The 11508-nt window shown below is 52.0% G+C and carries 11 protein-coding genes and 1 pseudogene; 8 read left to right on the top strand and 4 right to left on the bottom strand.

The annotated features are described in order from the left end of the window. Window positions 1-34 precede the first annotated feature (34 nt). Both H8F22_RS21340 and H8F22_RS21335 read left to right on the top strand, forming a co-directional pair. Window positions 35-1006, top strand: a complete 972-nt coding sequence (locus H8F22_RS21340) for a hypothetical protein (RefSeq protein ID WP_194940661.1) — start codon at window positions 35-37, stop codon at window positions 1004-1006. Beyond that, complete coding sequence (locus tag H8F22_RS21335; protein WP_194940660.1) at window positions 984-1175, top strand: hypothetical protein; 192 nt, start codon at window positions 984-986, stop codon at window positions 1173-1175. Before H8F22_RS21340 ends, H8F22_RS21335 begins: the two co-directional genes overlap by 23 nt. Before the next feature lie 118 nt (window positions 1176-1293). On the opposite strand, the gene H8F22_RS21330 is transcribed toward H8F22_RS21335, so the two are convergent. Then, on the bottom strand, window positions 1294-2970 hold the full coding sequence (locus H8F22_RS21330; protein ID WP_194940659.1) for a DUF6119 family protein: 1677 nt from the start codon (window positions 2968-2970) through the stop codon (window positions 1294-1296). A gap of 476 nt (window positions 2971-3446) precedes the next feature. Between H8F22_RS21330 and H8F22_RS21325 the strand changes: the two genes are divergently transcribed. The 5 genes and pseudogenes from H8F22_RS21325 to H8F22_RS32690 all read left to right on the top strand — a co-directional run. Then, window positions 3447-3980, top strand: coding sequence for a BRO-N domain-containing protein (locus tag H8F22_RS21325; RefSeq protein WP_194940658.1), 534 nt, complete (start codon window positions 3447-3449; stop codon window positions 3978-3980). A 110-nt stretch (window positions 3981-4090) separates the two neighbouring features. Beyond that, window positions 4091-4804 (top strand): HNH endonuclease, encoded by a 714-nt coding sequence (locus tag H8F22_RS21320; protein ID WP_194940657.1) that lies wholly within the window; start codon window positions 4091-4093, stop codon window positions 4802-4804. A gap of 190 nt (window positions 4805-4994) precedes the next feature. Next, window positions 4995-6185, top strand: a complete 1191-nt coding sequence (locus H8F22_RS21315) for an S-type pyocin domain-containing protein (RefSeq protein ID WP_194940656.1) — start codon at window positions 4995-4997, stop codon at window positions 6183-6185. Between the two features lie 10 nt (window positions 6186-6195). Beyond that, window positions 6196-6447, top strand: a complete 252-nt coding sequence (locus tag H8F22_RS21310; protein ID WP_194940655.1) for a pyocin S6 family toxin immunity protein — start codon at window positions 6196-6198, stop codon at window positions 6445-6447. Window positions 6448-6497: 50 nt separating this feature from the next. After that, window positions 6498-6737: pseudogene (locus H8F22_RS32690) on the top strand (toxin); the annotation flags it as partial. Between the two features lie 68 nt (window positions 6738-6805). On the opposite strand, the gene H8F22_RS21305 reads toward H8F22_RS32690, so the two are convergent. After that, window positions 6806-7204: an aspartate carbamoyltransferase gene (locus H8F22_RS21305; protein WP_228758892.1), complete on the bottom strand. Its 399-nt coding sequence runs from the start codon at window positions 7202-7204 to the stop codon at window positions 6806-6808. A 174-nt stretch (window positions 7205-7378) separates the two neighbouring features. Further along, window positions 7379-9136: an arsenical pump-driving ATPase gene (arsA, locus tag H8F22_RS21300; protein WP_194940653.1), complete on the bottom strand. Its 1758-nt coding sequence runs from the start codon at window positions 9134-9136 to the stop codon at window positions 7379-7381. A gap of 148 nt (window positions 9137-9284) precedes the next feature. Here arsA and H8F22_RS21295 point away from each other — a divergent pair, with 148 nt between their 5' ends. After that, window positions 9285-10289: a hypothetical protein gene (locus tag H8F22_RS21295; RefSeq protein ID WP_194940652.1), complete on the top strand. Its 1005-nt coding sequence runs from the start codon at window positions 9285-9287 to the stop codon at window positions 10287-10289. On the opposite strand, the gene H8F22_RS21290 is transcribed toward H8F22_RS21295, so the two are convergent. Continuing rightward, the gene (locus H8F22_RS21290; protein WP_059182292.1) at window positions 10275-11447 is read right to left on the bottom strand and encodes a hypothetical protein; all 1173 of its coding nucleotides are present in this window, start codon (window positions 11445-11447) and stop codon (window positions 10275-10277) included. The two genes, H8F22_RS21295 and H8F22_RS21290, sit on opposite strands and share 15 nt — an antisense overlap. Window positions 11448-11508 lie beyond the last annotated feature (61 nt).

Here is an 11508-nt window from a genome sequence, read left to right as displayed (position 1 = left end):
GCGGGGCTGCTATTTTTCGGACTGAGAAAATAAAATGCAACATCCCATAGTTGGAGATAGCTGGGGGAAAGCACTGGCTCGCTCCTTTATTAAATTTTCAGAATCATGGCTAATAAAATCAATAGTAAAACCATTGGTTTTTATCCTACCGCCGACCCTTTTAACCACTCTCGCAACCCGCCAAGGACTTAGCACCAGCGTAACAAAATATCTTTCACCAGATGTCGCAGCATTTATCAATGATTCTGCCGCCGCAATACTTTTGGGCGCATATATTTACATCATAATAGTAAAATCCATTTACTCCTTAATTAAAAACTACTCAAAACCTTCACGAGAGCTATCTATAAAAGATATTATCGCAATAAATAAAGCATTTGAAATTATCGTATCCGACAAATACAAACGCATGAGTGACGAAGCAAAAAATACAATAAAATCAAACGCCATTTGCCCGACAACTACTTTTTTAAAAATCACAAAACCAGATCAACAAATAGCGCTCCTTATAGGCGGCATCCGAAGTATTTTTGAGCATCTTGACGAGTCCAACGCTCATTTCAGAGTTGGGCTGCTGCGCATTACTAACAATAAACCAACAGACTGGGTCTGCTTCGAGCCAATTTCGCATCCTCCCAGAACAGAGCCGGGTCAGCTCTCAGCTCCAAGCAGTGCGGTGTCTACCGCTATACGAAAAAAATGCATTGTAGTAATTGAGGATATTCAAAGAGAGCTGCTGAAAACCAGCAAAGACAAACGAAGATTTTTAGCTGGAAACACCCAAATAAACGACCAAGGCTCACAGCTTTGCTACCCTATAACCCACGCAAGCACCGGAAAAATAGAGTACGTAATTACAATTGCTGGAAACAAGAAGTCCTGTCTTATCGAAAAGCATGCTGAACTTTACGCTTGGATACTGGAACAGTTTTCACTTCGAATATCCCTAGAGCATAGTCTACTTATTCTTAAGGAGAAGGCGAATGAACATCAACGAGCAGCCTGAAGATAAATCGCAGGAAGAGCCTGCAATAGAAATCAACTACACTCTTGACAATGAGTCTCAAGAAACGGCAAAAAAACTCAAAAAGAAAACTTTTGAGAAGCTCATATCAAAAGATCTAGAGTTAATTAAAAGCCATAAAATAAAAAACTCGACAGAAAATCAAAAATAGACATCGTACGATCTGTTCATGGATTACCGGGAAAGACTCTTTTTATTATCAAAACAATTAAGACTCCGCCCCGGTAGCACTAAGCTAGTCATCGCTCGTCGCCGAATTCGCGATTTAACTATAGTTTCTCGATTAGATGAACCTCTACTGGATACCCCATTAATTCGATCCGTCTGGCTACCGCTCGCAAACTCACCTTACTAAAAAATGGCAAGCCTAACGTTCCAGAGCTTTTGTATCTATGCCTCATAATTCCAAAAACCACTTTATAATCTCTTGGGTTTGGGCGTACTCCTGTGCCAGGCAGTAACGTATGAAAGTTTGATTTAGACGTTAATTTTTGCCTTTGAACAGCGGCAGCCCGCAAGTCCTTCCTAAACTTATCATCTCTTATAAACGACTCTGCAGAGACTAACCCCTGATTCCACAAATGGCTGATAGGCGCTGACGAGTGCCCATCCTTCAAATGGATAAATCTTTTAGTTCGACAAAAAAAATCGCAAGGCTCTAAATTTGAGTTAGGAGCTCCCGCTGGAGAAAGCTTAACCTGATCCAAATTTAACAAATCTAAATTCACATCCAACTCAACAATAAAATCACGCTCATTCTTGGAATGAGTGTTTGCGACAAGTGGAGTCAAAGACACCAGGCGTCTGAATTCGTCCTCAACCGAATTATAAAAACCAGCATCAATCAAATACCAACCTCCGCCAAACAACACATACGTACTGCCTTTCCAGACAGTCTCAAAAACAAAACAATCATAAATTTTACGCTTTTGACTACGATCTCCTTCACCGTTTACAACGACACGGACATCATGATTTGTCTTGATAACATCCATACTGTAAACATCAGTTGGACGTCCAGCTTGGATCTGGTTTACATAGTCCTCTATAGAAACCTCTGAAAAAACCTCCTTCTTACCAGATTTTAAACCGGTCCCAAAATACCCTATTTCGTAACCATCTTCTGGCCCAATAATATCCGGTAAAGCAATATGAATGTCTGACGCATTACCTTTCAGCAACTCAGACAATTCACCATAAGCAATAACATCCAATTCAAGGATAAGTTTCTTATCTGGCACTGGCGAAATAAGATCAACCCAAGCGTAATCTTTTTTATACTCAGAGCTTTGAAAAAGTTCTAGAGCCTTCTTACATTTTTCAACCACACTACTTGGAGATGTGGTAGTAGTAATATTCAGAGCATCCCTCCCAGTTAGAGCCCTAGCAAAAGTTGTATCGCTAGGAATACCCGCAGCGAGACGCAGCAGATCTCGTTCTATATCGAGTCCAAAACCTCCCAGATCCGCTTTTCTGCTAGCCTGAATACGCTTCTGAAAAGTGGTTGAATCCAAGGTCGCTACATCTACTCCTCTTAAGCTGGAGCGTGCGATGCAATTCAGTGCAACACGCAATCCGAACCCACGCTCACAAGCATCTTGATCTAGAGAGTGGTGACCTGTACCAAACGTAAGCACCATTGTTCTATATTCTAATGGTGCAACATCAGAATACACCTGTAAAAACAATACTGCCGCGCAACTTTGATTTTGCAAAGGAGCAAATTCATTTGATGCAAACTCACCTATAAATTTATACCACCCAGGACTTCTCGCTGGGCTCTGATCGACAAACAGCACCCCACTCTCCGAAGGAATGGACTTTAGAGAATGTCCCTCTCTCAGAGCTTCCACATAACTATTTCCTTTTTTCAAAAGCCGAATAGACAAGCTCATTGACTTTTGTTCATCGCCAGCCATACCCCCCCCAAAAAATAATTTTTCCACCGCTATTACCTCTGGCAAAACTTAAACAAGATTAATTTTTGTCCCCGGAAGCATAGTTGATATTTTCAGAAAATCATGGCCAATCGACATTAGTTATCTGTAGGACAGTTCTTACGCACTTAAAGGTGATTTCTAGCTTGATTTTGGCGCTTACCAGCCATACGATTTGCGCCGGTGCCTAAGAAACACCTCACACAGCGGACTGACCGCACCCGACAGAAGCGGCTTTTTGTGCCTACGGTTTCTCCGTGCGCATCAAAAAATCTCTGTTATGCCGGGAGTGGGCTAATACAAGACCCGAAAGGGGAATATGTCCGGCCCTCTGTGTGGGGTTTCTTAACTCCCGGCACCCAGCCCTAAGAAAGCTGACATCACACAGAGGTAAAAGGATATGCCTAAAAATCTCTCCTTCTCTCCGAAGGAAATCCGCGTTAGCTGCTTCATTTTCCATGCGCTTCCATCCCTGGAGGCTTGCCATGTCTGATCCATACATCCCCACAGTCTTCATCCGTCAAAACCTCGAACTTCACGCCCTTCTCCTAGAAAACCAACCCTGGTTCTGCGCCCGCGATCTAGGGCGTTTGATGGGTTTCCACCTGAACGATCGCGTGGTCAGCAAGTTGGACGAGGATCAGCGACACACGCTGCTGATTGACTACCACGGCCAACCAGAAAAACGCCTGATGCTCAGCGAATCAGGCGTCTATGCGCTGCTGGTCTATCACTACGCACCGGGGAATCGCTTGTTGCGCGAATGGCTGACTCATCAAGTGGTGCCGGCGTTGCGCGACGCGGGGCCGTCGAAGAATGCGGATCGACCGATGTTGAGTTTGTTGGATTGGCCGGAGATGTCGTTGAGTCTGTTGCATTGGCAGGATGAAGGTTGGATTCGGCTGCGGGACATGCCTTATCTGTTGCTCAATCGCACACGGCGGCGGGTGCCGGTGGTTAAGCCTTGGTGGCGGAAGGTTTTGGATGCGTTTCAATCTTCGAAGCATTCGGTTGGCTAGCCTTTGCAGGATCAACTGAAAGAAGCGTCGGTCTTTTCTGTAGGAATTTTCGTAGACAGTCGTAATGGCCACTCAGTATCGTCCGAGGGTATTCAGCCCTCGGCGATTGTATGGACACGGAAAAGAGCAACAGCGATTGGACTGACATTGAGATTCAGGCGGCGGTCGATGCCTATCTCAACATGTTGTCCCGCGAGCAGAGCGGTCGGAAAGTCGTTAAGACTGAGGAGAACCGCATCCTACGTGAGGGAGCCTTAGCCGGTCGGACCAAAGGGTCGGTTGAGTTTCGGATGCAGAACATCTCTACCGTGCTGGAGGAGTTGGGTCGAGATCGCATTGCAGGTTACAAACCCGCCAAGAATGTCGGCGCCAATGTAGCGCGCAGCATTCGAGAAGCGCTCAGTGCTCCAAGTACGTTGCCCCCTGAGGATTTCGCCCCGACAGCGGACGAGGCAACGCTGGAACAGCGATCTGCCAAACTCGAGAAACAACCGATTAAAGACGTGCCGAAAGGGATTGAGAGACCAGAACAGACTCAGTCCAGCGGAAAGTCTTTTGTTCGCGATCCTGGGGTGAGAGCTTGGGTTCGCCAGCAGGCTAACGGTAGATGCGAAGGCTGTGGCGAGCCCGCTCCGTTCGAAAAGGATGGCAGGCCGTTTCTTGAGGTCCACCACGTTAAGCATTTAGCGCAGGACGGTTCAGATCGTCCGAGTAATGCCGTGGCCCTGTGCCCGAACTGTCATCGACGTTGTCACCACTCGGGTGACCGGGATGAGTTCACTGCCTCACTGTTCCAGAAGGTGGAACGGTTGAAGTTTGAGTGATTTTTCTTGGAAAATTCTATAGGCACGTGTGCATGAAGATGGCGAGCCATAAGGATTGCGCTGCCCCCCAATAAAAAGAGAAAACGCCTAGAGTCATCAAGGACGCGTCCTACAGCCACGATCAGCCACGTTCGTTAACGTCGCCCAGCCCCTTTCCGGGGCTGCCGATGGATGAACGAAAGGATGATCAGTGGCTGGCAACAAGGACATTCCGCGGATTAAGAATCCGCCCTCCGGTGATGGGCATCACGTCACCTACCGTTACATGACGGCCACCGAATTGGCCGAGCGGGACGCAAGGCAAAAAGCCTACGAGGCCATGCTGGGCAGGCAAGACGCCTTCGAACGCAGCCGTCAGGTCATAGCGGAAAAGCAAAGGCCGGCACAAGCGGGATGTGTCTTCGCTAAGTCCTGCAACCTGCCGGACGCCATCATCGATTACTCGAATCCTTCGGGTGTTGTGCCGACCGACAGTCTCAAGAATTACGGCGAAATTGCCTGGCTTGGCGCTCGTGATGTAGACGATGCCGGGCTGCTGAATCTCGAAACCATCAGTGGCAGTACCGTCTCACTCGACATCGGTCGACTGGCACTTAGAGCCCCCGCTCTCGCTGTACCTTTATTGGCACTTGAGGCTGCCACTGCCGCCACATTGGCCGGTGTCGTCGCGTTGTTCTGGACGCCAAGCCTGGGTGATAGCGCGCTCTATACCGAAGATCAACTGCGTGCCTTGAAACAGGCCAGAACCCGCGTTCGTTTGCAGGTCGAGCAACAGGCTGATGGCAGCCTCAAGGGCTACGGCTTTTACACCGGCAAGAACCGTGATTGGGAAATGGTCGATGTCGTGCAGTTCACACTGCGCGGCAGCCAGCAGGTGGCGGATCTCGGGGAGGGTGTTGAGCTGATCTGGACGCCAGCCGTGGATGGCTCGGACATCCTCGGGATTCCTGCGCTGGAGGCGGCACCCCAGGCGCCGCATATTTGGGTGTATCCGCCGACGCCGGCGGCGGCCAGCATTATTGTGAACCCGGTGTATCCGCCGGAGTACAAGGATTTCATTCTGGTGTTTCCGGCTGATTCAGGGATTAGGCCGGTTTACATTGTTCTCAGTCAATCCGGTGATCATTCGTATTATGACCACCCGAAAACGCTTCCCGCATTCCCAGATACTGCCCGCGTAAAGTCGAAGTCATCTGTTCAAGGGGGAGGAAGGAAACGCGCTCGTTGGGTTGACAGTAAGGGGCGAATTTATGAATGGGACTACAAAAGTAATGCTGTGGAAAAATACGACAAACTCGGGGTCCATTTAGGCGAATTCAACCACATCACAGGCGAGCAAACAAAACCTGCGAAACCAGGCAGAAAAACTTCAAGAAATTAAGGAATACAGCATGCGCTACCTTTTAATAACTGGCTTTTATCCGGATGACAAGCAGGACGACTCCTTGCAGTTTGAGCTGGATATCGAGGGAAGTGAACTCAATGAAAAAGTTGCCCAATTGATTGAATCGAAGCCACTTAACGAAGTGGAACCAGGAGAGCTACTTTTAAACGAAAATCAGGTACTAGCACTATCAAGACTTCTGGGCATCAGTTTCCCAGAGGGTTTAGAGTACTTTATGGGTACTTGCTCCAAGCAATGAAACCCAATGTGACAACCCTCCGGTGATGGGCATGACGTCACCATCCGAACCTGATTCTGCTAGCTGCTCGCGAAGCGGACGATTCAGGTGCTGTGCCACTGAAAAAGATCAGTGGCACAGCGATTCCCGTCGGTCTGGGCTCTCTCGCCTTGGCCGGCTCAGCATTCGCCGCAGGCACCGTCGCAGCAGCGCTGGTTGGTCTCGTAGCGTTGGTCACACCATCGAATCTGGGCGACAGCTCGCTTTACACCGAACACCAACTCCGTTCGCTCAAACAGACCCGCATCCGCGCTCCGTTTGAAAAGGCTCTAAAACGTTGTTACCCAGCCTAAGCCGATGGCCACCCATGCTCCCTCGTTCACTTGTTCATCATCTCGCTATGATGTGCGTCGCCTTCCATCGCGTCCTTGCCATGGTCGGAAAGCTGGGCATCAAACCACTGGTGAAGCGCCGCTACCAAGGCTGGATCCGAGGTCTTGAAGGCCAATTCGGCTCCGCCTTCGATGTCTTTGTAGGTGATCGCCATTTGCCCAGGCTTGGCCGCTTTCAGGTCCGCCAGGCCAGGCATGTCTTGGCCATGGATGTGCGCCGGTCCTGAGAAGTCGCCCTTGAGAAACCGCTCGCGGATGTCTTGAAGGTGCTGGCGAATCCATTGCACTTGGGCAGCATCCGCAGGCTGTTTGGCGACCACTTGCTGAATGCCGCCTTCAGCGGTCTTGGTGAAGACATGGGTCGTCGCTGCGAGACTGAACGGCATGACATCCTTGCCGCGACCTGCAACCTCGGCTTGCCGTTGTGCGTCATCGTTCGAATGGTTCGTGGTCTGAGCGTAAAGGTTCGCAGCAAGAGCCGAGAGAACGATTGAGGCGATGGCGGTTTTTAGCACGGTCTTTCTCCGATGTGGGAAGGGCGTTGAGCCGATGCTGACGCGTCAATCCAGCAGGCGCTTGAGCGCTGCGACCCCAACAGGTGGCTCCGCCGTCCAGGGCACCACGATGACATCGTGGCTGGTTTGGCCTGCAACCCGCGCCATCTGCTTGCGCTCACTGTCCAGGCGCGCTCGCAGCAGCGGGTCATCGGTGTCTGTCGCCAATAGAGACTTATTGACCACCCAGGCAAACGGTTCGATTTTGGCCCTGCGCAAGTCATCCTGCAGTGCCGCCGCCTGAGACACCGGTGTGGCTTCGGGCAACGTCACCAGGATGATTTTGGTGTAGTGCGCATCTTGCAGGCGCATCAAAGGCGTGACGATGTGGTCCGAGGCGCCGTTGAATTCCCGAACCATCTGGCGGTGATAGGCGCCTGTGGCATCCATCAATAGCAGTGAGTGACCCGTGGGGGCGGTATCGAGCACCACGAACGACGTTCTGGCTTGAGCAACCACGCGGGAGAACGCGTGGAAGACCGCGACCTCTTCGGTGCAGGGGGATCGTAGATCCTCGATGAGCAAGGCTATTTCATCGTCCGTCAGGGTCGGCGCGCGGGAGGCCACGATCTTGTCCACGTATTTTTGGGTCTCGACCTTGGGGTCGATGCGGCCAACGTCGAGCCCTTGCACATCGGCGTTGAGGGTCGCCGCCAGATGCGCCGCAGGGTCCGTGGTGCTCAGGTGCACGGACTTGCCGTGCTGCACCAGACCCAGGGCGATGGCGGCGGCAATGGTGGTTTTGCCTACTCCCCCTTTGCCCATGACCATGATCAACCCGCGTTCGTCCTTCGCAAGCTCGGCAACCAGTTCCGAGAGGGTGTGATGCTCCAGGGGTGAGCGCGTTTGTGTTGCAGCCGTTGTTGGCCTGGCAAGTTCCGGGGAAAGCAGACCGCGGAGCGCGGGCAACCCAACGGAATCTACAGCCTTGAGCGAAATGTAGTCGGCTGAAAGCTGGCGCAGCGACGTGGGCATCTCGTCGAGCGCCTGCTGGCCGATCGCTTCGATGGCGGCTGCGATCGGGTCATTCAAGTCGCTGCGTTTGAACACAGCGTTCACCACTAAACGCTGGTTTTCCAGACCCAACTCACGGAGCTCGTCGGAGGAGCGCGCGGCCTCGCCCAGTGCGCCTTTGTCAGGGCGAGCCACTAGCACGACGGTGGTCAGGGCTGGATTGTTGAGCGCCGCCAACGCCTGATTGAAAAGTTGCTCCTGCATTTTCAACCCCGAGTGCGGCCCCAGGCATGACGCACCACGATCATTGCCTTCCAAAAATCCGCTCCACGCTTTGGGCAGGCTCAACAACCTGAGCGTGTGCCCCGTGGGTGCGGTATCGAACACCACATGATCATAGGCCGCGCCGCCCTGTGACAGGAGATGGGAGAACTCATCGAACGTTGCGATTTCGGTCGTGCACGCTCCCGAGAGTTGCTCACGCACCAGAGCAATATCTTGATCGCTGGCCTGGGAGCCCATTTGCTCGACCACCCGGGCCCGGTAGTCGATGGCAGCGGTCCCGGGGTCGATGTTGAGCACGAACATTCCAGGCACATTCGGTACCGCTACAGGCTGATTGCTCAGCTCGACACCGAGCATCTCATCAAGGTTCGAGGCCGCGTCTGTGCTGACCAGCAGCACCTTCTTGCCTGCATCAGCCAAGGCGATTGATACCGCTGTGGAAACCGACGTTTTGCCAACCCCGCCCTTGCCAGTGAAGAACATATATTTGGTGGGTTGGCCGAGCAGTTTGATGGTGGACTGCATGGCACGCTAGCCTCGCTGCGGAGCACAATTGAGGCTCAGAGTTTAGACCGATGTTCAGCACATCCAACTTTATCTGGAAAACAGTCAGTGCAACCCGCCGCAGCTCCCGCTATTAATACCCTTCCCCACTCAAGGACCCGAGCCTGCCATGAAATTCGACCTCGCCTATTGCCTCAGCCTCGACGACAAGCTGTCGATCTATGACGTGCGCGATCTGAATTTCGACGAAACCATGGCGTTCGACTCCGCCAAAGAGCACTTCCAGTGCCCCAACGATGCCTGTCGCTTGGCGTTCGATGCGGCCAATGTGCTGACAACCTTCAACGCCAAAAACGTGAATTACGTCCGCACCCCGCACTTCAAGAACACCCCCAGCACCCGGCACATGGCAGATTGTCCTTATGCCAGTCTCAAAGCCTCGGCGTCTGGTGTGGACGCGGACGGTGCGGAAACGGATGACAGTCGCGAGGAGCATTTCCCGTCGGAGTTGTTACTGACCCGGCGTCAGTATGTGCGTCAACCATCGAACCCGGCGGGGACGGCGGATGAAGTTCGAGACATCCCGAAAACCGTTTCGGCGGACCATCACACAGAGCACCCGACCCGCGAATCAGCACCCGACAAAACCAGTGTCTTCGCCCACCCGGTGGAGTGTTTTGTGTCGAACTTCGAGGACAAGGACCTGCTCAAGCGCATGCCGCTGAAGATTGGCGAGCACACGGCGCCTTATGGGTCGTTCTTCAAGAAGATCGAATACCTGACGGACAACAAGGGGCTGATTTACTGGGGCAAGATCAAGGAGATCAAGGATTACACCCAGAGCTTTCGCATCGATTTCGAACAGAAGGTCTGGTTCAAGCAGGCGGATGAGGCGAAGAAGAAGCCGTATTCAGTCAACGTTTACCTGAGCAAGAAGCTGATCGACAACTACCGCAAGCGCAAAGCGTTTCTGGAAGAGATCAAGCACGCCATCGAGAGCGGCAAGGATTTGTATTGCTTCTTTTATGGCGTGACGCCGGAGTTGAAGCAGGTGCCAAGCAAGAAAAACCCCGAGCAGACGTTCGGGGTGTTCAGTGCGAATATTGAGAACCTGGATCACTTTAATATTCGGGAAGCGCCGGGGTTGGCGGGTACGCAATCAGGGCAGCTGTAGCGCAACGCCGCCGGGGTGTTGCTTGATCAGGCTATACGGCAGGACACCCCAGCCCACATTTCCACACACTGCGGCCACGTGAGGAAAGGACGGATCTAACTTGATCCCCTGCTCGGTGAAATACCAGGAAGGAAAACTCCAGCGGTCCTCGTCATCGTAGTCGCAGTCGTCGTCCCCTTCTGGCGTGACCATCATTTGATTGGGATAGAGATTAAGCAATTGAGCCACCAGCCACGGCGCCAGCTCTTTGCCGCGGTAATCAGAATAGGCACTGAATGACTCAGACGAAGAAATGTAGGCGTCGTAGTTTTCCTCGTAGTGCAGCGGTTTTCCCTGTCCCACCCACAGCACGTCATCAAGCGTCAGAGATTGGCCCGTTTTAGCATCCAGGTTGAGTGAGTCATTGACCTGATCCGGGTAAGCACCGCCACAGAAGTACTCGGTTGAGACACGGACGCTCATGACGTTCGGCGTCATCCACAGAGGCTGGCTCGTCTGTGCGTAGTAGGCGTCAGCGTAGTTAGCGAAGCATCCGTAATACCCCACAACCTCCTGCCACAAACGGCCCATCAATTGCTGATTGATACGCTTACGCTCCTCAGCGTTGTAGCCCGAAACCACTTCAAACAGCTCGGCTTTAGATTGTGGGTCGCGCCACCATTGCAGCGTGTAACCCATGAAGGTTTCAGTCTTGCCTTGTGTCAGCTTCATACCCTGCAAGCGTAGGTATTCATAAGGCGCCTTGTCGTGAAGCCTGGCGAGATAGGGCAAGGTGTCGGCGGGAATCTGAGGAAGGTTCGCTGGCTGCAGATCAATCTTCAAGACTTTGCCTTTAGGGCTAGTCCATTCTCCGGACCAGCCGCTGGACTTTGGTTGTAAGCGAATTGTCGGAAAAGGTTTGTGCTCTCCATATCGCTGGTCACCCTCTTCCAGCACAAGTGCTTTTCCTTCCTTTGAGCCACTAAGCACCAAGTCCTTGCGGTACTTTTGGTAAAAGTAACGACCCTCACTGCCATCGGCGCTCACCTCCAGCACAATCGGCATTTTTCCCAGAGTCCCGGTATAGACCTGCCTGCCGCTGTCGGCCCACAACATCGTAGAAAACGTGGAGCACACCAATACGACAATGCCAGCAAGACGAAACAGTCCTTTAAACATCAAATCATCCTTGAATGCAGCAAGTATTGGCTCGCAAGAAAGAGCGGCGGATTATGGCGAA

The sequence above is a fragment of the Pseudomonas mucoides genome, from assembly GCF_015461845.1.
GTDB classification, from domain to species: Bacteria; Pseudomonadota; Gammaproteobacteria; order Pseudomonadales; family Pseudomonadaceae; genus Aquipseudomonas; species Aquipseudomonas mucoides.
The sequence above is the reverse complement of the archived record's forward strand: the minus strand, read 5'-3'. Positions and strand labels throughout refer to the sequence as shown.

What these genes read in the sequence shown, in the direction of transcription:
- H8F22_RS21335 (WP_194940660.1), top strand. Translation starts at nt 984, where the DNA reads ATGAACATCAACGAGCAGCCTGAAGATAAATCGCAGGAAGAGCCTGCA.
- H8F22_RS21340 (WP_194940661.1), top strand. Translation starts at nt 35, where the DNA reads ATGCAACATCCCATAGTTGGAGATAGCTGGGGGAAAGCACTGGCTCGC.
- arsA (WP_194940653.1), bottom strand. Translation starts at nt 9,136, where the DNA reads ATGCAGTCCACCATCAAACTGCTCGGCCAACCCACCAAATATATGTTC.
- H8F22_RS21325 (WP_194940658.1), top strand. Translation starts at nt 3,447, where the DNA reads ATGTCTGATCCATACATCCCCACAGTCTTCATCCGTCAAAACCTCGAA.
- H8F22_RS21310 (WP_194940655.1), top strand. Translation starts at nt 6,196, where the DNA reads ATGCGCTACCTTTTAATAACTGGCTTTTATCCGGATGACAAGCAGGAC.
- H8F22_RS21320 (WP_194940657.1), top strand. Translation starts at nt 4,091, where the DNA reads ATGGACACGGAAAAGAGCAACAGCGATTGGACTGACATTGAGATTCAG.
- H8F22_RS21295 (WP_194940652.1), top strand. Translation starts at nt 9,285, where the DNA reads ATGAAATTCGACCTCGCCTATTGCCTCAGCCTCGACGACAAGCTGTCG.
- H8F22_RS21290 (WP_059182292.1), bottom strand. Translation starts at nt 11,447, where the DNA reads ATGTTTAAAGGACTGTTTCGTCTTGCTGGCATTGTCGTATTGGTGTGC.
- H8F22_RS21305 (WP_228758892.1), bottom strand. Translation starts at nt 7,204, where the DNA reads ATGCCGTTCAGTCTCGCAGCGACGACCCATGTCTTCACCAAGACCGCT.